Source organism: Rhodoferax ferrireducens, from assembly GCF_031458075.1.
Lineage (GTDB): Bacteria > Pseudomonadota > Gammaproteobacteria > Burkholderiales > Burkholderiaceae_C > Rhodoferax_B > Rhodoferax_B ferrireducens_A.
On sequence record NZ_JAVDXT010000001.1, the window covers coordinates 754,942 to 779,048 of the forward strand.

Here is a 24,107-nt window from a genome sequence, read left to right on the forward strand (position 1 = left end):
TGGTTGGCGTGGGGTAGCGGCCTGGGGGAATAATCGCCGCTTGCGCACTGTCCAGGAGCTTGCATTGAAATCCCCTTTTATCGCCTTAGGTTGGCGCACGCTGTGGCGCGATGTGCGCTCGGGCGAGTTGCGCCTGCTGATGGTCGCGGTGACCCTGGCGGTGGCCGCGCTCAGCGCCGTCGGCTTCTTTGCCGACCGCTTGCAAGGCGGGCTGCAGCGCGATGCGCGGCAGCTGCTGGGGGGCGATGCCGTGGTCTCCAGCGACAACCCGACGCCGCCCGCCTTTCTGGCGCAGGCCCAGGCCCAGGGCCTGCAGACCGTCACCACCCTGACCCTGGCCACCATGGGCCGGGCCGAGGATGCACAGGGCGGCGCCAGCAAGCTGGTGGCGCTGAAGGCGGTGGTGCCCGGTTACCCGCTGCGCGGCAATCTGCAGGTATCGGACAGCGCCGATGCGCCCGGCACAGCCACGCGTGAGATCCCCGCGCCCGGCGAGGTCTGGGTCGACCCGTCGCTGCTGGAGGCGCTGGAGCTGAAGCTGGGCGACAGCCTGCTGCTGGGCGACAGCCGGCTGCGCATCCGCAAGACGATTGCCGTCGAGCCGGACCGCGGCGGCGGCTTCATGAATTTCTCGCCCCGCGCCATGGTGAACCAGAGCGATATGGCGGCCACCGGGCTGATCCAGCCGGCCAGCCGCGTCACCTACCGTTTTGCCGTGGCCGGGGCCGACCCGGCGGTGCGGCGCTATGTGCAGTGGGCCGATGCCGAAGTCAAAAAGCCCGACACCCGCGGCGTGCGCATCGAGTCGCTGGAAAGCGGCCGCCCCGAGATGCGCCAAACCCTGGACCGCGCCAACAAGTTCCTGAACCTGGTGGCCTTGCTGTCGGCGCTGCTCAGCGCGGTGGCGGTGGCCCTGGCCGCGCGCGGCTTTGCGGCCAACCACCTGGACGACTGCGCGATGCTGCGGGTGCTGGGCCAGAGCCAGCGCACGATTGCGCTGAGCTACGCGTTCGAGTTCGCGCTGGTGGGCATCTTCGCCAGCGCGCTGGGCCTGGCCATAGGTTTCGGCGTGCACTACCTGTTCGTGCTGCTGCTGGCCGGCCTGGTGGATTCCAGTTTGCCTGCGGCCACCTGGTGGCCGGCCGCTCTGGGCATGGGCATGGGTATGACCCTGCTGTTCGCCTTCGGTTTGCCGCCGGTGCTCCAGTTGGCCTCGGTGCCGCCGCTGCGGGTGATACGCCGCGATGTGGGCGGGCTCAAGCCCACCTCCATCGGCGTGCTGGGCCTGGGCGTGCTGGGCTTTGCCGCGCTGCTGCTGGCGGCCAGCAGCGACATCACCCTGGGCTTGATCGCAGTCGGCGGCTTCGCCGGTGCGGTGCTGGTGTTTGCCGGCCTGGGCTGGGTGGCGGTGAAGCTGCTGCGCCGCAGCGTCAACGAGGCCACCGCGCCGCGCTGGCTGGTACTGGCCACGCGCCAGATGTCGGCCCGGCCGGCGTATGCGGTGGTGCAGGTCAGCGCGCTGGCCGTGGGCCTGCTGGCCTTGATCCTGCTGGTGCTGTTGCGTACCGACCTGATCCACAGCTGGCGCCAGGCCACGCCGCCGGACGCGCCGAACCGCTTCGTCATCAACGTCATGCCCGACCAGGCCGCCGACTTCCAGAAGAACCTGGCCGACGCCGGGGTTAAGAACTACGACTGGTACCCGATGTTCCGCGGCCGCCTGGTGGCCATCAACGGCCAGCCTACCGTGCCCGAGAACTACACGGACGACCGCGCCAAGCGCCTGCTGGACCGCGAGTTCAACCTGTCCAACAGCGCCGAGCGCCCGGGCCACAACCCGCTGGTTGCAGGCACCTGGACCGCCGAAGAGAAGGGCGCAATCAGCGTCGAAGAAGGCATTGCCAAGACCCTGAACCTGCACATGGGCGATACGCTGCGCTTCGACATCGGCGGCCAGCAAAGCGAGGCCAAGATCACCTCGCTGCGCAAGGTGGACTGGGGTTCGATGCGGGCCAACTTCTTCGTGATCTACCCGGTCAGCCAGATGGGCGATGTGCCGGTGACCTACCTGGGCGCGTTCAAGGCGCCGGCCACCAAGGGCTTTGACAACCAGTTGGTGCGCCAGTTTCCGAACATCACGGCGGTGGACCTGGGCATCACCCTGGGCCAGATCCAGCGGGTGCTGGACCAGGTGATACGCGCGGTCGAATTTTTGTTCGGCTTCACCCTGGCGGCTGGCCTGGTGGTGCTGTTTGCCGCCATCACCGCCACCCGCGAAGAGCGGGCCCGCGAGTTCGCCATCATGCGGGCCCTGGGCGCGCCCGGCAGCCTGCTGCGCCAGGTGCAGCGCGCCGAGCTGGCCGGCGTGGGCCTGCTGGCCGGCTTCCTGGCCAGCATCGTCGCCATGGCCGTGGGCTGGGCGCTGACCCGCTATGTGTTCGAGTTCGCCTGGAACGGCTCGCTGTGGGTGCCGCTGCTGGGCGCCCTGGCCGGTGCGGTGCTGGCGCTGGCGGCCGGCTGGTGGGGCCTGCGCGATGTGCTGCGGCGGCCGGTGGTGGATACGCTGCGCCGGGCGGCGGCCTAGCTGCCCAGAAATTCCCCCACCGGTTTCAGGTCGTCGATCCGGTCGCACACCGCCTTGATGGCAACCATGATGGGCACGCCCAACAGCAGGCCCCACAAACCCCAGAGCCAGCCCCAGGCCAGCATGCTGACAAAGACGGCTACGGGGTTCATTTGGCTGGCGCGGCTGGTGAGCCAGGGCGTCAACAAAAATCCTGCGATCGCGTGGATGACCAAGGAGCCGCCACTCACCAGCAGCACCATCTCCAGCGAGCCGAACTGCAGAAACGCGACCAGCGCGGAGCCCGCCGCAATCACCACGCTGCCAATGTAGGGCACCAGGTTCAGCACACCGGCCGCAATGCCCCACACCGCTGCATGCTCCAGGCCCAGCGCCATGAAGCACAGCCAGGTGGCCACACCCACCAAACTGCTGGTGAACAGCTGGACCAGCATGTAGCGCTGAATCTGGTCGTTGATCTGGTTCAGCGCCTGCAAGGTGATCTTTTTGCGGCTGAGCGTCGGGCCCGCCAATTTCACCACCTTGCGCCGAAAGCTGTCGCCTGACGCCATCAGGAAGAAGGTGATCAGCGCAACCGTGCCGACTTGGCCCAGCATGCCCACGATGCCCAAGCTGCCGTTCCACAAATGGTCGCGGATGTCGAACCGCGGCTTGACGATCTGCACCCGCTGTACGCCCGGGCCCGCGGGCACGGAGCGGCCCGTCTCTTCCGCGGCCTGCTCGAGTTGCGAGGCCGCCTGCTGCACCGTGGTCAGCGTGTTGCGCGGCGATCCGGGCAGCACGCGCAGGGCGCTGCGCAGCTTTTGCGTGGCAGCGGGGAGCTGCTCGACCAGCTTGCTGGCGTCGTCACTGAGCGAGTAGGCCGTGGCGCCTACTCCGCCAAGAATGCCCATCAGCAGCACGGCGGCGCTCAATGCCCGTGACACCCTGCGCGTGTGGAACCAGTCGACCACGGGTGACAAGGCATAGCTGGAAAGAATCCCCACCATGACCGGAATAAACACCGCGCCGGCCCAGCGCAGGGTGTAAACGCTGGCGAGTACGGCCAAGAGCCCCAGCGAAACGCTGCGTACATCCACCGGCATGTGCAACACCACGCGACGCGGCTGGCCGGATTCGGCCGATTTGTCCAGTTCTTGGGTGCTTGGGCCTGTCTGCACCGTGGTGGATTCCGTCATCGCCGATTCCTTGGTTATGGATGTCTCGTTGCCGTGTCGTTGTTCGGTGCCCCGGCTGGTCAGGGGTTCGGCAATCGCCATGTCCGCGGCATGGTAAGGCACTCCGGCCGCCAGGATGAGAGGGTTGTGCACGCAAATACCAAGGGCGCGCGATGCCTGGATGGGCTGGGCCGGTTTCAAGCGGCTTCAAGGCTATCGTTTTCGTAGCTATTGGCGTAAGTCCATACAGCGCTAGAGCCGGGTTCTGCTTGAAAATAAAAAACCCGCCCTGGTATTCCGGGGCGGGCTTTTTATCGGCCGCGGCGGCTGCTGCGCTGTTTCAACCCGCGTGCCACTGCGCAAGGTTGGACAGCAGGATGACCAGACCCGAGGCGTTGATCAGCAGGCCGGCGGTGGTTCTCAGTTCTTTCATGCTTTTACTCCAGTCCAGGTTAGTGTTGCTTGCCAGGCAAATGGTATGGAAGAGCCAGTCATGCGTAAAGACAATCGATTATATTTAATCGATAGTTTTAATTAAATAACCGGTAAAACCGTACACTGCCTACCTGCCCAGATCGCCTGTGCGCTGCGATTTAGATAGCGCCTGGCGCTGGTCGAATCAGTGCCAGAACCGTATTTCTCATCAATTTCTTCCCTCACCGTTTTGCCATGCAGATCCAAGAAAAACCACCCGCTGCCACCCCGTTCGAATGGATAGGGGGCGAAGCACCGGTGCGTGCGCTGGTGGACCGCTTCTACGACCTGATGGACCTGGAGCCCGGCTACGCCGCACTGCGCGCCGCCCACGGTCCGGGGCTGGAGAACGCGCGCCAGCGGCTGTTCATGTTCCTCTGCGGCTGGCTCGGCGGGCCGCAGTACTACACCGAGCAGTTCGGCCACCCGCGGCTGCGCGCCCGGCATATGCCGTTCAAGATCGGCATCCTGGAGCGCGACCAGTGGCTGGCCTGCATGGACCAGGCGATGGGCGAAACCGGCGTGGATGAGGCCCTGCGCGCCCGGCTGCGCGACAGCTTTTTCCAGACCGCCGATTGGATGCGCAACCAGGGCGTGTGATGCTGCGCCCGGCCTGACTATCCCTTTGTACAAACCAACTACTGCCATGACACACATCCAATTCACCCCCTTCACAGCCCCCATCCGGGTGGCCGTCATCGGCTACGGCCTGGCCGGCCGGGTCTTCCATGCGCCGCTGGTGGCCGGCGTGCCCGGCCTGGAGCTGGCTTGCATTTGCTCCAGCAAACCCGAGGCGGTGCAGAAGGACTGGCCCCAGGTACGCGTGGTGCCCACGCCCGAGGCGGCGTTTGCCGACCCGGCGATCGACCTGGTGGTCATCGCCACCAGCAATGCCAGCCACCATGCCCTGGCGCGCGCGGCCCTGCTAGCGGGCAAGCATGTGGTGGTGGACAAGCCTTGCACCGTGACCCTGGCCGAGACCGAAGACCTGCTGGCCGTGGCCCGGCAGCAGAACCGCGTGTTGACGGTCTACCAGAACCGCCGTTTTGACGGCGACTTCCTGCTGCTGCAGCAGGTGCTGGCCAGCGGCAAGCTGGGGCGCATCACGCATTTCGAGTCGCACTTCGACCGCTTCCGGCACGTGGTGCCCGGCAAGTGGCGCGAACAGGACATTCCCGGCTCCGATCTCTGGCTGGACCTGGGGGCGCACCTAGTTGACCAGGCCTTGCAGCTGTTTGGCGTGCCCGACGACCTGTCGCTGGACGTGGCCCGTCAGCGCGAGAACACCCAGACCAACGACTACTTCCACGCCCAGCTGCGTTACGGCTCCAGCCATCCAGGCCTGCGCGTGGTGTTGCATGCCAGCTCCTGCGTGACCAGCTCCGGACCGCGCTTTGCAGTGCACGGCACGGGTGGTTCGTTCACCAAGTTTGGTTTGGATACGCAGGAAGACGCGCTCAAGGCCGGCGGCCGCCCGCAACTGGGCGCGCTGGGCGACTGGGGTGCCGACCCCTTGACCGGCCAGCTGGTGCACCACGCCGCAGCCGGGCTGGTGACCGAAGCCACGCCCGATGTGGCGGGCAACTACCTGCAGTACTACGCGGGCCTGCGGGACTATCTGCAGGGCAAGGCGGCCGCCGCGCCGGTGACGCCGCAACAGGTCTACCAGGTGATGGCCATGCTGGGCCGGGGCGAACAGAGCGTGAAGAAAGCCGCCTTCGTACCGACCGGCGACCTGCGCTGATGGCCGCGGGCTAGCCGGGCGCCTGCAGGCCTAGGCGGCGCTGGCCTTACTTTTTGCCGCCGCCACCGCCATTGCCGCCGCCGTTACCACCACCGTTCCCTCCGCCATTCCCACCCCCTTTGCCGCCACCGTTGCTGCCGTTGCCACCCGCATGGTTGCTCTTGCCGGCATCTGTGGAGGTGTTGTCGGCTTTGGCCAGGCTGGCCACTTTCTTGCCACTTTTCTCGGTGTGCGAAGCACTGACCACCGAGCCCAGGGTGACGCCCATGCTCTTGGCGATCTGGCCCCAGCCCATGCCCTCGCTGCGCTGCCCCAGCACCCCGCCGAGTGCGGCCGCGAGCTGGGTGGGCGTCGGGTTGGTGATGCCCTGCTGGGCCAGCGAGGTTTTGGCCAGCCCGAGGGCGATGTTGATATTGCCGTAGCCCAGCTTGCCGGTGCTGGGCGCCAGGCTGGCCGCGGGCTCCGACGCGTACGGGCCATGGGGGTTGGGCTGCAGCGTGATCAGGCTGCCGGTGCGCAGGCCGTCCACCAGCGACTGGGCATTTTCAGGCGAACCGGCAAAGCTGGCGTAGCTGGAGGTCAGCTTGCTGGCTGTGACGGTGGTGCTGGTCGCGGCATGGGCGACCAGGGCTCCGCTGCCTAGTAGCAATGCGCCCGCCGCCAGCGCGGCAAGCATGGTTTTTTTGATCAACATAGGGGCACCTCGTCTCGTTGTAGGGATAGGGCCGCGCCCGCGGCCTGGAAGATATTCCATCTTAGGCCGCCTGGCGCCGAGGCCAGGCAATTTGCGGCGTCGTCCTACAGGCGGGGCGCGTGGCTTACAACCCGTTCTTAGACGCTGGTGATGCCGATCACCAGGCTGGCGGCATAGCCGGTGCTGGCGTTGCCGCTGACCTGCAGCATGTGCTGGCTGGGGTGCTCCGCCGGCTCGTCGGTGTGGGCGGGTGGCGGCATATCCAGCGAGGGGCGGTACAGCGTGGAGCAGCTATAGGCCGCGGTGCTTACCGCATACGGAAACAGCAGCTGTGCACTGGCGGTGCACACGGTGCGCGAAGACGGCACGGTACTGGGCAGCAGTACCAGCAGATGGATGTGCTCCAGCTGGCACTGGTGGCAGCCCGGCAGGATGGTGTGGAACACGACGCTGCCCGCGTGGTTGCTGAACTGCACGCCGCGCAAATAGGTTTCGCCGATGGGGGCGATCTCCGGGCCGCTGTGGCCGCCCGAATACTGGCCTTCGGCGTCGCAATGCCATACATAGACCTCGGCGCCGCAGATGGCTTCACCCTGGTTGTCGCAGTCTCGTAGCTGCAGCGTCAGCGTGAGCGGAATACCGGGCCGGCCCTCGGTAATGTCGCGGCGCAGCAGCGGGGTGCCGCCCACGGTGAACAGTGCTGGGCCGGCAACCTCCAGGCTGCTGAGCACGCAGCTGTCATCGTTCAAGCGGGTGCTGGATAGTGGGCGCGTGGCGGCAAGGGCGGCAGCGGAGGCGCTGGGAGTCATCGGGTTTCCTCGGTAATTCAGGGTGGGGCGCGGCTGCGGTGCGGCGAATATAGCGCATTTTTCTTTTTATGGGAAAAATTCCCATATATAATCGCGCCATGCAAACACCTACCCCGTCTCCTGGTCAGGCCGTATTGGCCCAGGTGCTGGCCATGCTGCAGCCCCTGGTGGTCTGGCTGCTGCGTTCGGGTGTCGGCTATACCGAGCTGACGGCGGCGCTGAAGCCGGTGTTCCTGGAGGCGGCGCGCGCCGAGCTGGCGCGCATCGGCGGCAAGCAGACCGATTCGGCCGTCAGCCTGTTGTCTGGCGTGCACCGCAAAGACGTGCGCGCTTTTGGCCAGACCGCCCGGGCCGTGGACGTGCGGGCCCAGCTGGGCAAGCCCACACCCGCCAGCCAGGTGATGACCCGTTGGCTGGCCTCCGACTGGCCCGACAGCCTGCCGTTCAGCGGCCTGGAACGCTCATTTGAAGCATTGGCCCGCGCTGTATCCAAAGACATGCACCCGCGCGCGCTGCTGCTGGAGCTGGTGCGTCTGGGTGTGGTGCTGGAAGAGGAGGGCCAGGTGCGCCTGTGCCGCCAGGCCTTTGTGCCGAATCCATCCCTTGAAGAATCGCGCCGCCTGCTGGCCGGCAGCGTGGCCGACCACATTGAAGCCGGGGTGCACAACCTGAGTGCCAGCGACGGCAAAACCTATCTGGAACAAAGCGTGTTTGCCGACGGCCTGAGCCCGGCCTCGGTGCAGCAGCTGGAACAACTGGCCAACAGCCTGTGGCGCGACGTGCTGGCCGCCATGGTGCAAGCCGCCGTGCCGCTGTGCGAACAGGACGAACCTGCCGGCGGCAACCAGCGCATCCGTCTGGGCATGTTCTGCCTGAGCGCGCCGATGGAGCTCAACGCACCCAATAACAACCCACCCGATGGAGATGGAGATGCCCCGCATGCAAAAGATACACGCTAGCCCAGGGGCCTACGAGCGCCGTGCCGGCTGGCGCGGCTGGATGGCCGCTATATCCATGGGCATGCTGGTGCTCATCCTGTCGTTGGTCCTGGATGGCTGCGGCGGTGGCGAGGTGGCCGGCGTGGGCAGCGGCGGCTCGGGCACAGCCAGCGGCACGGTCAGCGGCTTTGGCAGCGTGATCGTCGACGGCGTGGAATATGCAGACACCCGCGCCTCGGTGCAAAGGCCCGATGGCGCCGGCGCGCTGCAGAGCAGCGCTGTCAAGCTGGGCCAGCGGGTCCGCCTGGTGTATGACAGCAACAACAACGCGCAAAGCATCGAGGTGCTGTCGCAACTGGTCGGCCCGGTAACGGCGCTGCCCGACAACAACGGCTGGATGCAGGTGCTGGGCCAGTGGGTGCGGGTGGTCAACAACACCAGCGACCCCACGCGCAGTACGCCCACGGTGTTGGATGGCTGCAGCGGCGTGGCGGCCATCGCCAGCGGCGACACCATGGAGGTGTTCGGCTCCTGGGTCTGGGACGGCAGCAAGTCGGCCACGGTGCTGGTCGCCACCCGCATGGAGCGCCTCGCCGCCGCCCCGGCGCTGGTGCAGCTGGGCGGGGTGGTGCAGGGCTTGTCGGGTAGCAGTTTCCGCCTGAACGCCAGCAACGGTACGCTGGTGCAGGCCAGCAGTGTGCCCACCGATCTGGCCGATGGCGCGGTGGTGCAGGTCTGGGCCACGCAAAGCGCCTGGGCCGCGGCCTCCAGCAGCGTAGCGCTGCAGGCCACCCTGGTGTTGCGTTCCGAGACCCGTGCAGCCGATCTGGCGACCGGCCAGGCCTTGCGCCTGGGTGGGCTGGCCAGCCAGTTCGATGCGAGCGCCCGCACCCTGGTCGTGCAAGGCATGACGGTGCAGCTGGCCGCCGGGCTGGTCGTGGACGAGGCCGCGCTGGCGCGGGGCGAATTCGTCAGCCTGCAGGTGCAGCGGGTGGGCGACAAGCTGGTCGCCAGCAGCGTCGAGGTGCGCAGCGGCTCGGCCCCGAACGACGACCTGGGCGGCAAGACGCTGCTGATAGGCAACACCAGCGGCATCAACTGGAACGCCAGCAACGTGCAGTTCAGCCTGCGCGGCGTGCAGGTCCAGGCCACCGCTGCAGTCATCGACACCAGCTGCAAGTCGGTGGCACTGACGACCCCGATATCGGTGCGGGTGGAGGGCGGCGTGCAGACCCCCGGCCAGCCCGTCACCGCCACCCGGGTGCAGTGTTCCCCGGCCACCTAACTTGGCTAACCTTTTTTTGACGTTCACTTCCATGGAGAAAAGCATGCACGATGAAAACCACCACCACGGTCTGGCCCACGACCTGGAAGTCCTGGGGCAGATGGTCGCCGAACGCCGCCGCGCCCTGCGCTGGCTGGGCGTGGGCAGCCTGGCGCCGCTGGGCCTGCTGGCCTGTGGAGGTGGCGATTCGGCCAGCACGACCAGTACGAGCAGCACCAGCACGGCCACGGGCAGCACCACGACGACCGATACATCCACCAGCACTTCCACGACCACCACCGGCAGTTGCGGCAACACCACCACCATCGCCAGCGAAACCAACGGCCCGTACCCTGCGGATGGCACCAACACGCTGAATGGCAGCACCGTCAATGCCCTGACCCTCAGCGGCATCGTGCGCAGCGACATCCGCTCCAGCATCGTCAGCTCCAGCACCACCGCCGCCGGCGTGCTGTTGACCGTGACCCTGACGCTGGTCAACACCAATTCCAGCTGCGCTGTGCTGTCGGGCTATGCGGTGTATCTGTGGCACTGCACGCGCGACGGCCTGTACTCCATGTATTCCAGCGGCGTGACCGGCGAGAACTACCTGCGCGGCGTGCAGATCAGCGACAGCAACGGCAGCGTGACCTTCACCACCATCTTCCCCGGTTGCTACAGCGGCCGCATGCCGCACATCCATTTCGAGGTGTATGCCAGCCAGACCGCGGCCACCACCACGCCGGCCGGCGACCAGGTGCGCACCTCGCAAATCGCCTTGCCGCGCGACGTGTGCAGCGCGGTCTACGCCACCACCGGCTACTCGGCCAGCGTGGCGAATCTGGCGGCTATCACGTTTGCCACCGACAACGTATTCAGCGACGGCACCAGCACCGAGCTGGCCACGGTGACCGGCAGCGCCAGCGCCGGCTATGCGGCAACCCTGACGGTGGGCCTCGCCGTCTGAACTGGTTTGCTATGCATTCAGTAGCTGCTGGCGCAGGTGAAATAAGCGCTAGCAGCACTTTTTATAAATTTGTAATTACTCATTCCCTCGTGCAGGCGGAACGTACGCCGTCCAGAAACACCGCAGAACTGGCTTAGCCAGGCTGCTGGTGTTGCCCCCTGCAAGGGGGTTGGCGAAAGATGCGAAGCACTGCAGCCTGGGGGGGTGAGTAGTTACTAAATTTCAGCTGGGCCGCAGCAGCACCACCAGCGCACCCGCGCCGCCTTCCATGGGGCGGGCCTGCACAAAGGCCAGCACCTCGTTCTTCTGCACCAGCCAGTTGCGTACCTTGGCTTTGAGCACCGGGGTCTTGCCGGGCGAGCTCAGGCCCTTGCCGTGCACCACGCGCACGCAGCGTATGCCGTGCTTGTGGGCGTCGCGGATGAAGCCCGACAGCGCATCGCGCGCCGCATCGCTGCGCAGGCCGTGCAGGTCCAGCTGGCGCTGGATGGTCCATTCGCCCTTGCGTAGCCGTTGCAGCACGTCGATGCCGATGCCGGGACGGCGGTAGCTCAGGGTTTCGTCGGTTTCCAGCAGGCTGCTGGCGTCGAAGCCGTCGCTGATGGCTTCCACCAGCACCGCCTGTTCGTCCAGTTTCAGCTGGGTTGCCACCGGCGCTGGTTGCTCTTTTTTCAATAGCGCCTTGCGCTTGTCTGGTATGCGGTGGACGGCGCCTGCGGCATGGATAAAGAGGTTCTTCTGGGCCGCCAGGCGGCGCTGTTTTTCAAGCTCGGCCGCTTGCTGCGCGGCCTTCAGCGCGGCGGCGTCGGCAATGGTTTTCTGGATCTTCTTCAGATCCTGCAGCGAGGTGATTTTCATGCTTCAGACCAGGCCTTTCTCGGCCATCGAGCAGGCCTGGCCCGCGGCCACGATGATGTGGTCCAGCACCCGCACGTCGACCAGGGCCAGCGCGGCCTTCAGGGTCTGCGTCAAGGCCTCGTCGGCGCGTGACGGCTCGACCGAGCCGCTGGGGTGGTTGTGCGCCAGCACCACGGCCGCCGCTTGGTGGTGCAGGGCGCGCAACACCACTTCGCGCGGGTAGACGCTGGTTTGCGTCAGGCTGCCGCGGAACAGTTCTTCCATCGCCAGCAAACGGTTTTGCGCGTCCAGGAACAGCACGGCAAACACCTCGTGCGGCTTGGCCGACAAATGCAGCTGCAGATAGTGCTTGACCGCGCCCGGGTCGCTGAACGCCGGCCGCTCCTGCAGCCGCTGGGCCATGGCGCGGCGTGCCAGCTCCAGCACGGCGATGATCTCGGCGCGCTTGGCCGGGCCCAGGCCTTTGACCCTTTTCAGGTCGTCGGCCGTGGCATTGAGCAGGCCGGCAATCCCGCCGAAGCCGTCGGTATCCGGGTGGACGATCTGCAGCAGCTCGTGTGCCATCTGCAAAACCCCCTTGCCCTGGATGCCGGTGCGCAGCAGCAAGGCCAGCAGCTCGGCGTCGCTCAGGGCCGCAGGGCCGCGTGCCAAAAGCTTCTCTCTCGGACGGGCATCGGGGGGTAGATCTTTGAGCGGCATGGCAGACTTTTACAATAGAGCCCAGTTTACCGAGACTCCTATGCCTTCTACTTCTCTGCCCGTGGTTCAGCCCGGTTCCTTTTTGACCCTGCATTACCGCCTGGGCGGCCCCACGGGCGACATCATCAATACCTTCAACGACAAGCCTGCCACCTTGTCGCTGGGCACCGGCCAGTTGTCGCCCGCGGTCGAGCAGCGGCTGCTGGGCCTGCCTGAGGGCACACGCACCGCGTTCAGCATCCCCGCCGGCGAGGCTTTCGGCGAACGCAAGGCCGATATGCAGCAGTGGGTGGCGCGCAAGCTGCTCAACCAGATGGGCGACCCGCTGGAGCAGTACCACGTGGGCGATGTGGTGCAATTCCCCACGCCGGATGGCCTGGGGCACTACGCCGGCGCGGTGCAGCAGGTCGGCAATGCCGACAGCCCGGACGCCGTGCTATTCGACTTCAACCACCCGTTGGCCGGCCAGCCGGTGACCTTTGAAGTGCAACTGATCGGCGTCTTATGAGCACGGCCCAAGAAATCATCCTGGCCGAGCCACGCGGCTTTTGTGCCGGTGTCGACCGGGCCATCGAGATCGTCGAGCGCGCGTTGAAGAAGTTCGGCAGCCCCATCTATGTGCGCCACGAGATCGTGCACAACACCTATGTGGTGAACGACCTCAAATCCCGCGGCGCCATCTTCATCGAAGAGCTGGACGACGTGCCGCCCGGAGCGACCCTGGTGTTCTCGGCCCATGGCGTGAGCCAGGCGGTGCAGCGCGAAGCCGAGGCGCGCGGCTTCCAGATCTTCGACGCCACCTGCCCGCTGGTCACCAAGGTCCACGTCGAGGTGGCCAAGCTGCACAAAGAGGGCTATGAGTTCATCATGATCGGCCACAAGGGCCATCCCGAGGTCGAGGGCACCATGGGCCAGCTCGACAGTGGCATCCACCTGGTGGAAGACGTGGCCGATGTGGCCCATGTCCAGCCCAGCCAGACCGCCAAGCTGGCGGTGGTCACGCAGACCACCCTGAGCGTGGACGACGCCGCCGAGATCGCCGCCGCCGTCAAGGCCCGCTTCCCGCTGATCCGCGAGCCCAAGCAGCAGGACATCTGCTACGCCACGCAGAACCGCCAGGACGCGATCAAGATCATGAGCCCGCAGGTGGACATCGTGATCGTGGTCGGCAGCCCCACCAGCTCCAACAGCAACCGCCTGCGCGAGCTGGCCGAGAAGCTGGGCACTGAGGCCTATATGGTCGACAGCGCCGAAGAGCTGCAAGCCGATTGGTTCGAAGGCAAGTCCCGCGTCGGCCTGACCGCCGGTGCCTCGGCCCCCGAGGTGCTGGTGCAGCAGGTCATCGACCGCATCCGCGCGCTGGGCGCGGTGTCGGTGCGCAAGATGGACGGGATCGAGGAGACGGTGAAGTTTCCGCTGCCAAAGGGGTTGCGGATGGAGGGGTGAGGCGGATAGGGGCCTGTGGCGGTTATCGGCCACAAGCGGACATTCCGTCGAGGTTTGCACACCCAAGTAATTGCGTAATGGACAACACTGAAATTAATCCGTATTGGACAAAACTTGAGGTGGCAATGAAGGCTGAACCTCCGGTCATTGTTCCAAAAGGGTTGGACGACGAGGAGTACTTTGAAAGTTTACGCACCAGCATTCGGGAAAATGCCACGCCGCCGATTCGAGTGTTTGCCACGGTTAAGGAGCCAGGCTTCCCAAATCGGGCATTGGGCTCAACGGTCGTTGGGTATCTACTCGCGAAAAGTTCGAACGGTGTTGGCTACTGGTTAGTTTATGAGCCTGACGAAGATGAGTACTACTGTTTTTGGGGTCCAGACAAAAGTAACCTTGGTGCCTATGGTGTGTCTGGGAATCCAATTTTCTGCTGGTGGGACTAGGGACGAAGGAGTTTCGGCTCAAAGTCTGACCAGTCTCAACCGGTAGGCAGAATCCGGCCAGGAGCGGCCGTTCAAGCCAACTCGCCAGTTGTCCATAATTTTGAGGATAGCTTGAAGGGTCTGGGCATCAGAGCTGCGGCAAGATGCGAACCGCACCCGACATGCGTCCGTCACCATTTACATACCGCTCCGAGCAAGGAAATTATGGCTAACTTGCGCAGTGACATTTCGCTGGGTAGCAGAATGTTGAGGGTTAACCACGCTGGGGAACATGGCGCGGTCAATATTTATGCCGGCCAAATCTTGGCGGCACGGCTGACAGCTTCATCCCTTGTCCCCGAGCTTGCCGAATTCAAGGCTCATGAAGAAAAACACCGTGCGCTTTTTTGGGCAGAGCTTCAGCTTCGTGGCGTTCGACGGTGCCGTAGCTACTGGCTGTGCGGAACTGGAGGATTCCTTTTGGGTTTGTTGACTGGGGTACTAGGTCGCCATTTCATCGCTTCCACAACCGTCGCCGTTGAACGGGTCGTCCTAAAGCATTTACGAGCCCAGCTGCAAGAGCTTTCTGGTCACGACGACCGAGCAGTTTCCGTTATTTCAGCAATCGTGGAAGAGGAGCAACACCATCACGACCAGTCCGCGTCCCACCTGTCCAAGGTTCAGGTAATGCCTGCATTGGTTGGGCATGTGGTTTCAGCATCGACTGAATCTGTAATCTGGCTTGGTATGCGCATTTAAAGCGGGTTTCCTTAGACAGAATACGGCCAGAAGCAGACGCTTGCCCTTCACTCATGAAACTTAAAACCACTGCTGTACTGTAGCCCTTCACATGCCACGTCGCGCTGAATTGCAAGGTGTAGCCAACGACTTCGTGCATTGGTTTTTAAGTCGAAACAATGACGTTGCCGGATACTGGGCGGTGGGGCAATTGCGTCTCTTCTGCGAGCAGAACAATTTCATCACTTTAAACTTGAGAATTTGGCCGCACGCCATGCCCCGCAGCGCAGAACCTATCTCCGATTGGACGCAATCATATTCACACGTTCTGACGGCTCTTATGGCTGGATATAAGCTTCCAGAGACTTGGCTTATATCGGGTTCGTTAGCTCTTGAGTTTGAGCCAAGGAATGGAGCGCGTGCAATTGGTAGTTCAGCGGCTGGAACAAAGTTCCAATCAACCCTGGAATTGTTCACCGACATCGGTAAAAAATACTGCGCATCGGGCGCTGGAAATTGTCTGCCTCACAATCCGAAAATCGAAAACAGAAGAGCCCTATAGCCGCATTTAGGCAGCGTCATACCGAACATATGGAGCAGCCTAGCTTTCGGCTACAGTCGGCCAGTAGCGGACCTTCAGCCCCGCCCGCAAGTTGTCCATTTTTTTGATGATGAACTGAACATCGAGTATTCCAAGCTGCGGCAAGATACAACGATAGTCATCCTTTTGGCCTTTTTAATATGAGCGACCGTATTTTTTTTATTGAAAAGCAAGCAAAAACTTTGAAGTTGAACAAATGGCATCGCGCGGCTTTTCAGTTCTGTGTGGCTATCGTTGGACTTCTTGCTCTCGGTGGTTGTGCTACCCGCGAGAAGCTTGCCTTAGCCGATAGCCAAGAGCAAATCGTGTTAACGGATAAGGTGTCATACGTGGCGCACTCTCCTATCGGTTTGCGCTGGGAGTTCGTCGCTCTGCCAGGAACTTATGAGGCCGAACGCAAAGATGCTGAGGGTGTCTATTTCTATGGACCCGGACGCTCCATTGTGGTCATTGCTGAGATGTACAAGAACCGCCTGGATATGAAGGTGGGGGGAATTTATCTTCCCAACGATAGTTCTAAGCCGGTGCAAATGATTTACGCATTTGAAACAGACATCTATAGCGCCGAGAATCTTGAGCAATATGTCCTTCAACGAACTATTTCCACCACAGTCCAGCCGGTTCAGCCGGGTGTAAGTACAGGTGCGAACGTGGTCGGAAATGCTGTAGGAGGAGCCTTAGTAGCCGCCATGCTTGAGGCAGGCGTTGGCGAAATCACTCGCGCTTATTCCAACGGGAGTAGTTTTCCTGGCTTGGACCAAGCTTCCAATTCGTGAACCGGTTGATATTGCATAGCTGCGCCTAGCTTTTATTAGTCCAACGTATGGCAAGAGTAGCATCTTGCCGCAGCTTGGAGGCCCAACCCTTTCAGCCCATCCTCAAAAATAGGGACGAATCTGGCCGACTATAGCCACTCGCCACTTCGAGGTAGTGACGTTAAGCTTCTACTTTCACGGGCTCGCCGCATGGTCAGAGAGGGCCATAAGCTCTAGCACCTGGCAGGTTGCAACTCGTTTTGCGCCCTCCATAAAGAATCCACGAACTCCCGGAGCAATACGTGCCTTGTGAAATCCCCTACGGTCGTGGTTTACGATGAACATGTGGGCTTTTCCCGATGCTGGAATCTCTCCCTCGGGCAGCGGCTCGCCGGACTCACTTATCGCTTCGAGCCAAATCGTGCTGACTCCTTCTATCGAAGGGGCATCTCCCTCGTACATGAAATCCCACCTCGTTCGCTGGTGAGGCGGCCCTTTTCGGCCACCCTGTTCGATGGTGAGGAACTGATACTGGACCAAAAAGTCCGGCTGTCGGCCGGAACGTTCGCTGTAAGTCTTCATGGATGCTGCGATTGGGACCGACAGGAAAATTTCTGGTCCTGGCCGGATTCTGCCCCACTGGCCGAACCGGCACGGCGCCAGAGCCTAGGGCCAAGGTATTGCAGCTATGCCTGGCCAGCGAGCCATGTTGCAGGTACAGGAATTGGCGAATACAGCCCATGGCTCGCTCGTTCACGAACGGGGACAAGCAGGCCAGGCAGTAGGTGACTGGCCTTTTCGCTAAGACTTGCCAGCATCGATGTCACCTCGTTGAGATTCTGCCTGGTGAGTTCAAAGCGGCCGGGAGCCTCTAAAACGATTCGGTCAATCCGGCCATCCGCGTCGTATTTGGAGCCTTGTGAGGCGAAGGAATTCGTCAAATTCGTAAAGCGCACGCTGACGTTGACGTAAAACATCCATGGTTCCGCGCCGGAGTTCCAATCGCTGCCCCGAATCTGCAGCATTTCCACGTAGTCCTCGTGTTCGCGGCTAAACGTGTTCCCTGACTTTTTGAAGCCCCGTCCTTTTAGCGCAACGCGATGAAGGTCGGATGCGAGCGCTTTTCCCAACGCATGTACTGTCATCACCAGCTCCGATTTGGATATCTGCTTCAGGCCGTATGTTGCCCCAGCTGGGAATGCCGGACGTTCAAGCAATCATCAGAAATATGGATAACTTGGCCTTCGCCGCCATTGCTATATGCCAACAGGTCTAAATATTCCTGAGGAAGCCCTGCGGTCACCACGTCCGCAAGAATACGGAGCGCCTGAGCCGATGCACCTTCCATCTTGAACCACGTCTTTGAAGAGGACAGCTGCATTGCTATTTCGCCTGTTCTGTGAGATGTTACTTCTGGCCGTAACTTGCCATCCCTCTACCGAGCGTCCGGCGGTGACCTATTGGCCTGTTGAACCAGCCGTTTTAGCTCCCTTGAGGGTCTATCGCCTTTGATGGTTTGAGACGTGGTCAGGGCTGGAGTCGCGCTGCAAGCCGAGTCAGTCCCAATGCCCATCTATTCGGTTTACCTTCCGCCCACAGCTGCGCAAGCTCAGAAGAGTTCGGGTCAGCCACACGGGCCACTACTTTTCGGGCTTGAGGGGCGAGAGCACGGATTTCAGTGGTTGGTTTCTTTGCGAGGCAGGGAGCAACCTGCGCATTTAAAGCGTCTATTCCTTTCCCGTGGGCCGCAGCGACGACCTCTGCCGCTGCGATGGCTATCGAACCTTCTGTGGCATCAACCGGACCAGGCTTCAACGCCGATTCGATTGCTTGGGAAATCACGGCAGGAGTCGCGGAACGCGAGCATTCGGCCAACCAGTCCTGCGCATCATCGTTGTCAAACGGGCCTTCACCCCAGGTGCCGGCGTTGGCCGTAATACCAATTAAAGCCATGAACAAGGCAACGCCAACTTGTTTCAGGTAGTTCACTTGATTCCTTGAAGCGCGAGGTGGAGTGAGGTCCAAATTTCTAAGCGGTGACGCACACGGTCAGAACAACTTCGGCGTGACCGACACCGAAGGACAACGCCAAGCCGTATTTTTCGATTTCGACGAGGCCGGACCGGGCTATCTGGCGTATGAGCTGGCAGTCTACCCATGGAGCTTATATCCGCGCGTACCGGACGGCAGGGCTTCCGATAAAGTGGAAATGCGGTGGAAGCATTACATCTCCGCCTACCGAGATAAACGCCCGGTCGCAGATGCCGACCTTGCCGCCATCGCACGCTTTATGGCGGTGCGGCAATTTTGGTTGCTGGGAGAGTACGCAGGACGCGTTCCGGTCTGGGGTTCCCAAGCAATACCGACCGACCAACTCCGCCGACAGGTCGAATTACTACGCCAATGGGAGGCGTTGCAATTGCCAACTTAGCGGCATATTCCAACAGCCGCTATGGCCTCCGTTGTGCCGGGCACAGCTTCGGCTACAGTTGGTCAGGAGCCGACATTCGCCGTTAGTCTTTGTCGAACACTTACCCAGCTACCCGCATTGGACTAATAGATGGTTCTTTTGGACTGTTCAGGAATCAGGTTTGGCTCACAGCTAGACGAAAAACATCTGTTTGAATGGGCGGTGGAAATTCCTGGCGTTCTACGATGGGAGCAGGACACCCTGGTCGTCCGGTCCAAACGAATTTCTCAAGCAAGCCTGCGCGACCTTCTTGCGCTCTTTCACCGCTATGGCATACCGATGCGCCAGCTCGCACAATTCCGAAGCGACGGAAACGAAAGCTGGTTCGCGGCACCGCATATGTACTGGCACAAAAAGGTGTTTCCCCTGCAGGCTCGAGCGGGGCGAAACTTGATGCCAATTTCCCAAGTTAGCTAACGGGTTTCAGCAAATATCAGTCGTCAAGGAGGATGCGGTTATGAATAAACAACTATTGGGAGTAGCTTCCGACCATGCCGGATTGGAGCTGAAACGTACCTTGGTCGCAGAGCTTGAGAAGCGTGGCTGCGTCGTGCGAGAGTTCGGTACGACAACAAGCGACTCGTGTGACTATCCCGATTTCGCCCACGCCGTGGGGAATGCCATCCAAGCGGGCGAAATTGAGCGCGCAATTTTGGTATGCGGGACAGGTGTGGGCATGTCTATCGCAGCAAATCGGCACAAGGCGGTGCGCGCGGTGGTGTGTAGCGAGCCCTTAACTGCGCGGATGTCTCGCCAGCATAACGACGCCAACGTGCTTTGTATCGGGGCGCGAATCGTGGGCATAGGCACTGCAATCGACATCGTTGACTCGTTCCTGGGCGCCAAGTTCGAAGGCGGACGTCATGCAACGCGGGTTGCGAAAATCAACCTGGAATGACGGGGGTACGCAAGCCTGATTTCCAACCTGGCGGTGTGCAGTTCCCGCTGGACCTACTTCGCTTAACTTCTTTGCCTATGGGAAGAAGTCGGCTAACGAGTGGTGGGAAGGACAGCATTGGGCCCATCTGAGCCTGCCAGTCTTCAGGCGGAGTGCGGCCAATTTGCGGTCGACCAGGAGCTCCCAATCGTCTGAGCGTGGATTTTTGAGCGAATCACGGCAAAATGTTTCCCCATGAGCGACACACCTTTAGTCTTTGCTTCAAGCGACCGTATAGATGCTTTTAAGGAGCTAGCTGACCGCTTTTTGAGCGAGATTTTTGGCTTGCCTTGGGCGTTGATGACTGATGAGTCTGCGCTGTCAGACTTCAGCGGCTGTGGTCTTGACGACCGGGAGGACCTGCGAGCGTTTGACGACGAAGCCTACGGCGTATATTGGGACAAGTGGGTTGTTACGCGCATCTGTGAGCGCTATCGAATTGAATCTTTTCCTGTCACCATCCCCATGGTGCAACTATTTGAGCGAATCGACCGGGCTGCCCCGCTTCAGTAGACTGCACCAGAATGCCCGGAAACGGTCCACATCGACGGCCGTCGGCCAATGGCAGACCTCCCTAGTCATCACTCGGGTTCAATCAAATCCACCACGGAGAAGCCGATGTTGATTGTTCTCGGCGGGCTTCCGGGCACTGGCAAGACGGCCATAGCCCGCGAACTCGCTATCCGTTCGCCCTCTGTCTTTCTTCGCATCGACATCATTGAGCAGGCACTAAAGAAAGTGAGCTCGCTCGAGCAGGTTGGCCCCGCCGGCTATGTCGTTGCGTACGAGCTTGCAAGGTCCAATCTGGCGCTCGGAATGACCGTTATTGCCGATTGCGTAAATCCACTTTTGGTCACTCGCGAGGCGTGGCAGGCTGTGGCAGCCAGCACAAGCTCAGACATTCTTGAGGTTGAAATCGTGTGCTCCGACCTGGCCGAACACCGCAGGCGTGTGGAAGGCCGAAGAGCTGACATTCCGGACTTCACTCTGCCAACATGGGAAGCCGTTCTCCAGCATGAATACGAGGACTGGACCACAGCCCGCCTAGTCATTGATTCGTCGCTCGTCAGCGCGAGCGACGCGGCCGAGTTGATTCTGGAAAACTGGCGCAGCGGGACTGCCGGCAGTAATCAAAGGCAGAAAGTGGCCGATTTCAGTCACGCAGGGGAGGGTAGCTTGTCAACGCTCAACAGGTCACCAAGTTCCGACCACAGTTCATCACAGAGACCTGGCCTAAATGCGGATTCCTTGAACACGGGCTGTTCGCTGTAATAGACGTTCCAAAGCTCTCGGTTAGCGTCCTTTATGCACGCCCGGACATTGGAGAGCCGGTCTGCCGTCTTCACAATCAAGGCAAGCTCCTCCAGCCCCGCCACCTTGGCCAGTTTCGCGTAGGTCTTTGCTTTACGTTCTTTTCTGTTCGCGCCAGGTTCATCGGTGAGGAGCGCCACGCATGCAGCGACTTCGTCTCCAAAGCGAGAACGTACCTCAGCAACCGTGGCATCGGTGTCTTCCACAACATCATGCAGATACCCTATGACTTGAGCGCCTGGCCCATAAGGGGCGAGTGTTGCAGCGACCGCATCAAGATGATAAGAGTAAGGGTGCGTCCCATACAGTTGGGAGCCGTGCATGTGAAGCGCATAGGCGCGGGCAGCCGCAGGGTTAGCGTTTTCCATAGGTGTATTCTGGCTTAGAAGCGACCGACCGCTTTGGGTTCGCTGGAGCTCGACCTTGAACGTCCGAAATTGGCCGACCGTACGGCAGAATACGGCCAATACCAGTCAGTGACTGGTTGAGAAAACGGACGCTCAACGAGGCTGTAAAAAAAACTATCACATGCGCAGCGGCAGCGCAATTTCGGGGGGCGCGAACCCTTCCCTTGCCTGAGATCGTGGCGTATACGCCGTTCTGATGCGTCGACTTTTAGTGCGATTCATAGGGAATTTCTCTGGATAGGTTTTTTTACAACCTCAACGTTTGACATGAGCGACGTCCGCTCGATGGAAGGGTTGGCCCCCTGCCTTACGGGATGTGAAGCGCTCCTTCGATTGCCTTAGCGGCTACGGTTGTACCAATCTTGGTAGCTACGTCAAAGGCCCACTTTCCAGCCGCTTTGAGATGCTTAAGTGCAGCGGTTCCGTCGTTTACCGTTGCGGCCGCTTCGGCAGCCGCAACGCTGGCAAGAGCTTGATCGTTTTCTAGGTCCTTGCCTTCAACTCGGAGCGCTGCTCGAAGTGTCCCAAGTTCTTTAGCGAGCGCGTTTAAGTCTAAATTGCCGGACGCTTGTGCCCATTGCTGTGTATTGGTTTGGTTGTCGATTCTCGCGTTCGGCCCAACTACGTTCCCTTGTCCCGACACGTTGAAATTGTTTGTACTCATATGATCGATCCTTCCAATATTAAATACGAAACGGTCCGAAGTCCTTTTCCTAAAAATGTCAAAGGAAGTGGTTTCTGGTGGCGAGCCAACAAGGACTGAGCAATGGCGAAGGCCATCAAATGCAAGGTGATCCATGCCCCCAGAGAACATTGCCTCATCAACGAAATATCGAAACTCATTGAAAAAAGCACCCTGAAACTCGGAATAGCGCCCAGGAACGCTAAATGAATCCGGCATGGCAACGAGGTTCTCGACAAGAGTGCTGAGTGGATACTTGCCGCTGGTTAGGAGCTTCGTCGGATAGATATGGCCTTCAAAAACGAAGTTTCCATGCGCATAGACCCAGTCGTGGCGTCGTGTAACGTAGATCCGCACTTTGGACGACCAAGTTCGTGCATTTGTGGATCCGACATAGTGTTTCGCGACCTCGCCTTCCGCCTCCCAATTCTCGATTGCGTATCCAAAGCACACAAGGTCGCGGGGCTTTGGAGGTGTGATTTCGCTACGTTGGATGGGCATAGTGGTGGAGCTGTTGCCGCGGTGACAGTGCAAGTTTACGTGGCGAACTAAGCGGTGGCAATCTCGGGGGCCTAGTTCACTGGATTGGCCGCGTTCGACTAAAAGCTGACCGCTATACGGCGAGCAGTCAGATGGTGGGGACAGAATTCGGCAGGCAGGACATTGCCTGCCGCCCTCCGCCTATCCCTATTTTTGATGATGACCCGCGCTGCCTCGCTCCGCGCTCCCCGCTTCTGCGGCAAGATGCGACGGTCCATTTCCCTATCGTCGCCTTTTTCTCTTAGGAATGGAGTGGTGATGGAAGTGCGTATTCCGGTTCTTGTGCGCATCAAGTTCGGTGCCTTGGACAGTCTGAACGATTCTCGCAAACATGTTCCATGCATGATTTTTGCATCTTATTCAAGTAACTAATTTACCTCCGTAGATTCGTGCTGCGGAAGTTTGCACGAAGGAAATATTTGACTTCTATTCCCCGATTTACTGAGCGGGCCCCTGCCAGGCCGCCGGAGGCCCCCTCGATCGTGCACATGTACGCATGCACGATCCGAAACGAACGCTGCCTGATACGATGACTGCACCCGGCCAGAAGCGGACATCGCCAATGTTGGTCCAACATAGGGACGTTGGGTAGCACTACCCTGTGCACTAAAAAATGAGCCTTGAATTATTGAGAATGCTGCCACGCGACAAGCACGATGTGCAGCGCGCTGAAGCCTTGGTTCTGCTGGGTTATCCGGCAGTCGAGCCGATACTCCCACAGCTCCTTCAATGGGCTCAGGACGGCAACTGGCCCGTTGCTCGAGTGCTGGCGCCACTCCTGGCGGCTATCGGGCTCCCTCTTGTCCCCCACGTCAGGCTGATTCTTAACGGAAACGATGACACTTGGAAATATTTTCTTCTACAGACAGTCGTTGCTGAGTCAGTCGAAATGAAGAGGCTACTTCATCCAGAACTCGAGCGATTGGCTAGATGCCCCACTGCGAGCGAAGCAGCGGAGGAATTGGATTCAATGGCGAGCACCATGCTCGCGATTCCGTAAACGGCCAACTGCGGTCATCCGGCTGACTAGAGCGGTTATCATTTTTACCTACGTACGACACTCAAGAACGAAATCCATGGAGCAAGAGAAAATTTTACGAAACTTAGCTTATGCAGTCGTTTTCAGCACAATTAGCCTTCTATGCGGCTGCGTTGGAGTAGCTCCGACTCGACTTGCGCCGGAGAGTAAGGTTCAATCTATCGTCCTAGAAGAGCCTTATCAGTACATTGCGAACTTTCCAGGTAGTCAGCGCATGCAAGTAACCCTAACGTCCGGACGCTATGTGGCGGTCGCGCGGGATGAAAGCGGCTTTTATTACGTGGGGCCTCCGCTGTGCTATCGCTCGGTATATGTTGACCCGGGCTGGATGGGGCGGCAAGGCGGTGCTGGAAAGCACGTGGCTATAGCTGATTGTGGAATTCACGTTCCTTCAGATGAATCCGTGTTCCCATATGCGTTCTCGATTGTTGGAACCTATTTGACAACGGCTCAGATGAACGCCGTTGATGCAACTGGCGTGGCCGGGCAGAAAGACACTCCGGCCGAGATACCATTGGAGGCTTTTCCTTCCGTGCCTACTGGAATTAGCTCGTTGGGAGCAGGAGTTGGC

At 60.9% G+C, this 24,107-nt stretch carries 28 protein-coding genes; 17 read left to right on the forward strand and 11 right to left on the reverse strand.

The window, feature by feature from the left end:
- Positions 1-64 precede the first annotated feature (64 nt).
- Complete coding sequence (locus J2X19_RS03605) at positions 65-2,584, forward strand: ABC transporter permease (RefSeq protein WP_310370712.1); 2,520 nt, start codon at positions 65-67, stop codon at positions 2,582-2,584.
- On the opposite strand, the gene J2X19_RS03610 is transcribed toward J2X19_RS03605, so the two are convergent.
- The gene (locus tag J2X19_RS03610; protein ID WP_310370714.1) at positions 2,581-3,894 is read right to left on the reverse strand and encodes an AI-2E family transporter; all 1,314 of its coding nucleotides are present in this window, start codon (positions 3,892-3,894) and stop codon (positions 2,581-2,583) included. The two genes, J2X19_RS03605 and J2X19_RS03610, sit on opposite strands and share 4 nt — an antisense overlap.
- 516 nt (positions 3,895-4,410) lie before the next feature.
- On the opposite strand from J2X19_RS03610, the gene J2X19_RS03615 reads away from it, so the two are divergent.
- The gene (locus tag J2X19_RS03615; protein WP_116604742.1) at positions 4,411-4,815 is read left to right on the forward strand and encodes a group II truncated hemoglobin; all 405 of its coding nucleotides are present in this window, start codon (positions 4,411-4,413) and stop codon (positions 4,813-4,815) included.
- Positions 4,816-4,861: 46 nt separating this feature from the next.
- Positions 4,862-5,959, forward strand: coding sequence for an oxidoreductase (locus J2X19_RS03620; RefSeq protein ID WP_310370716.1), 1,098 nt, complete (start codon positions 4,862-4,864; stop codon positions 5,957-5,959).
- A gap of 46 nt (positions 5,960-6,005) precedes the next feature.
- Here the strand turns inward: J2X19_RS03620 and J2X19_RS03625 are convergent, their stop codons facing one another.
- The gene (locus J2X19_RS03625) at positions 6,006-6,653 is read right to left on the reverse strand and encodes a hypothetical protein (protein ID WP_310370718.1); all 648 of its coding nucleotides are present in this window, start codon (positions 6,651-6,653) and stop codon (positions 6,006-6,008) included.
- A gap of 137 nt (positions 6,654-6,790) precedes the next feature.
- Positions 6,791-7,462, reverse strand: a complete 672-nt coding sequence (locus tag J2X19_RS03630) for a dioxygenase family protein (protein WP_310370720.1) — start codon at positions 7,460-7,462, stop codon at positions 6,791-6,793.
- A 98-nt stretch (positions 7,463-7,560) separates the two neighbouring features.
- Here J2X19_RS03630 and J2X19_RS03635 point away from each other — a divergent pair, with 98 nt between their 5' ends.
- From J2X19_RS03635 to J2X19_RS03645, 3 genes are read left to right on the forward strand one after another with little or no spacing between them, the layout of a single operon-like run.
- Positions 7,561-8,421 carry a DUF6502 family protein gene (locus tag J2X19_RS03635; RefSeq protein ID WP_310370722.1) on the forward strand — a complete coding sequence of 287 codons (861 nt, stop codon included), beginning with the start codon at positions 7,561-7,563 and terminating at the stop codon, positions 8,419-8,421.
- Positions 8,402-9,685: a DUF5666 domain-containing protein gene (locus tag J2X19_RS03640; RefSeq protein ID WP_310370724.1), complete on the forward strand. Its 1,284-nt coding sequence runs from the start codon at positions 8,402-8,404 to the stop codon at positions 9,683-9,685. The genes J2X19_RS03635 and J2X19_RS03640 overlap by 20 nt, the downstream gene beginning before the upstream one ends.
- Positions 9,686-9,728: 43 nt before the next feature.
- Positions 9,729-10,631: a dioxygenase family protein gene (locus J2X19_RS03645; protein ID WP_310370726.1), complete on the forward strand. Its 903-nt coding sequence runs from the start codon at positions 9,729-9,731 to the stop codon at positions 10,629-10,631.
- Positions 10,632-10,853: 222 nt separating this feature from the next.
- Here J2X19_RS03645 and J2X19_RS03650 read toward each other — a convergent pair whose 3' ends face one another.
- Both J2X19_RS03650 and radC read right to left on the reverse strand, forming a co-directional pair.
- Positions 10,854-11,489 carry a Smr/MutS family protein gene (locus J2X19_RS03650; RefSeq protein WP_310370728.1) on the reverse strand — a complete coding sequence of 212 codons (636 nt, stop codon included), beginning with the start codon at positions 11,487-11,489 and terminating at the stop codon, positions 10,854-10,856.
- Positions 11,490-11,492: 3 nt separating this feature from the next.
- Positions 11,493-12,188 (reverse strand): RadC family protein, encoded by a 696-nt coding sequence (gene radC / locus J2X19_RS03655; RefSeq protein ID WP_116604725.1) that lies wholly within the window; start codon positions 12,186-12,188, stop codon positions 11,493-11,495.
- Positions 12,189-12,228: 40 nt separating this feature from the next.
- Between radC and J2X19_RS03660 the strand changes: the two genes are divergently transcribed.
- The 6 genes from J2X19_RS03660 to J2X19_RS03685 all read left to right on the forward strand — a co-directional run bounded on the left by J2X19_RS03660 (position 12,229) and on the right by J2X19_RS03685 (position 16,171).
- Positions 12,229-12,696 (forward strand): FKBP-type peptidyl-prolyl cis-trans isomerase, encoded by a 468-nt coding sequence (locus J2X19_RS03660; protein WP_116604723.1) that lies wholly within the window; start codon positions 12,229-12,231, stop codon positions 12,694-12,696.
- The gene (gene ispH, locus J2X19_RS03665; protein WP_310370731.1) at positions 12,693-13,634 is read left to right on the forward strand and encodes a 4-hydroxy-3-methylbut-2-enyl diphosphate reductase; all 942 of its coding nucleotides are present in this window, start codon (positions 12,693-12,695) and stop codon (positions 13,632-13,634) included. Before J2X19_RS03660 ends, ispH begins: the two co-directional genes overlap by 4 nt.
- 77 nt (positions 13,635-13,711) lie before the next feature.
- Positions 13,712-14,077, forward strand: a complete 366-nt coding sequence (locus tag J2X19_RS03670; protein WP_310370733.1) for a hypothetical protein — start codon at positions 13,712-13,714, stop codon at positions 14,075-14,077.
- A 204-nt stretch (positions 14,078-14,281) separates the two neighbouring features.
- Positions 14,282-14,815 (forward strand): demethoxyubiquinone hydroxylase family protein, encoded by a 534-nt coding sequence (locus J2X19_RS03675; protein WP_310370735.1) that lies wholly within the window; start codon positions 14,282-14,284, stop codon positions 14,813-14,815.
- A gap of 91 nt (positions 14,816-14,906) precedes the next feature.
- Positions 14,907-15,356, forward strand: coding sequence for a hypothetical protein (locus J2X19_RS03680; RefSeq protein WP_310370737.1), 450 nt, complete (start codon positions 14,907-14,909; stop codon positions 15,354-15,356).
- Positions 15,357-15,535: 179 nt separating this feature from the next.
- A complete protein-coding gene (locus tag J2X19_RS03685) occupies positions 15,536-16,171 on the forward strand; it encodes a hypothetical protein (RefSeq protein WP_310370739.1) in 636 nt (211 codons plus the stop codon).
- 174 nt (positions 16,172-16,345) lie between these two features.
- Here J2X19_RS03685 and J2X19_RS03690 read toward each other — a convergent pair whose 3' ends face one another.
- From J2X19_RS03690 to J2X19_RS03705, 4 genes are all read right to left on the reverse strand, one after another.
- Positions 16,346-16,732, reverse strand: a complete 387-nt coding sequence (locus J2X19_RS03690) for a hypothetical protein (RefSeq protein WP_310370741.1) — start codon at positions 16,730-16,732, stop codon at positions 16,346-16,348.
- A gap of 104 nt (positions 16,733-16,836) precedes the next feature.
- Positions 16,837-17,295, reverse strand: a complete 459-nt coding sequence (locus J2X19_RS03695) for a DUF4304 domain-containing protein (RefSeq protein ID WP_310370743.1) — start codon at positions 17,293-17,295, stop codon at positions 16,837-16,839.
- A 26-nt stretch (positions 17,296-17,321) separates the two neighbouring features.
- On the reverse strand, positions 17,322-17,531 hold the full coding sequence (locus J2X19_RS03700) for a hypothetical protein (protein WP_310370745.1): 210 nt from the start codon (positions 17,529-17,531) through the stop codon (positions 17,322-17,324).
- Between the two features lie 146 nt (positions 17,532-17,677).
- Positions 17,678-18,139 (reverse strand): DUF4259 domain-containing protein, encoded by a 462-nt coding sequence (locus J2X19_RS03705; protein ID WP_310370747.1) that lies wholly within the window; start codon positions 18,137-18,139, stop codon positions 17,678-17,680.
- A gap of 76 nt (positions 18,140-18,215) precedes the next feature.
- Here J2X19_RS03705 and J2X19_RS03710 point away from each other — a divergent pair, with 76 nt between their 5' ends.
- The 4 genes from J2X19_RS03710 (at position 18,216) to J2X19_RS03725 (ending at position 20,829) form a co-directional block, all read left to right on the forward strand.
- Entirely contained in the window at positions 18,216-18,581 is a 366-nt protein-coding gene (locus J2X19_RS03710) for an aminoglycoside phosphotransferase/kinase family protein (RefSeq protein WP_310370749.1), read from the forward strand.
- Positions 18,582-19,077: 496 nt separating this feature from the next.
- The gene (gene rpiB, locus J2X19_RS03715) at positions 19,078-19,518 is read left to right on the forward strand and encodes a ribose 5-phosphate isomerase B (RefSeq protein ID WP_310370751.1); all 441 of its coding nucleotides are present in this window, start codon (positions 19,078-19,080) and stop codon (positions 19,516-19,518) included.
- Positions 19,519-19,752: 234 nt separating this feature from the next.
- Positions 19,753-20,070, forward strand: coding sequence for a hypothetical protein (locus J2X19_RS03720; protein WP_310370753.1), 318 nt, complete (start codon positions 19,753-19,755; stop codon positions 20,068-20,070).
- A 105-nt stretch (positions 20,071-20,175) separates the two neighbouring features.
- Positions 20,176-20,829, forward strand: coding sequence for a P-loop nucleotide/nucleoside kinase family protein (locus J2X19_RS03725; protein ID WP_310370755.1), 654 nt, complete (start codon positions 20,176-20,178; stop codon positions 20,827-20,829).
- On the opposite strand, the gene J2X19_RS03730 is transcribed toward J2X19_RS03725, so the two are convergent.
- Both J2X19_RS03730 and J2X19_RS03735 read right to left on the reverse strand, forming a co-directional pair.
- A complete protein-coding gene (locus J2X19_RS03730) occupies positions 20,715-21,236 on the reverse strand; it encodes an HD domain-containing protein (protein WP_310370757.1) in 522 nt (173 codons plus the stop codon). The two genes, J2X19_RS03725 and J2X19_RS03730, sit on opposite strands and share 115 nt — an antisense overlap.
- A 346-nt stretch (positions 21,237-21,582) precedes the next feature.
- A complete protein-coding gene (locus tag J2X19_RS03735; protein WP_310370759.1) occupies positions 21,583-22,458 on the reverse strand; it encodes a hypothetical protein in 876 nt (291 codons plus the stop codon).
- Positions 22,459-23,110: 652 nt separating this feature from the next.
- Here J2X19_RS03735 and J2X19_RS03740 point away from each other — a divergent pair.
- Positions 23,111-23,497 carry a DUF5071 domain-containing protein gene (locus J2X19_RS03740; RefSeq protein ID WP_310370761.1) on the forward strand — a complete coding sequence of 129 codons (387 nt, stop codon included), beginning with the start codon at positions 23,111-23,113 and terminating at the stop codon, positions 23,495-23,497.
- Positions 23,498-24,107 lie beyond the last annotated feature (610 nt).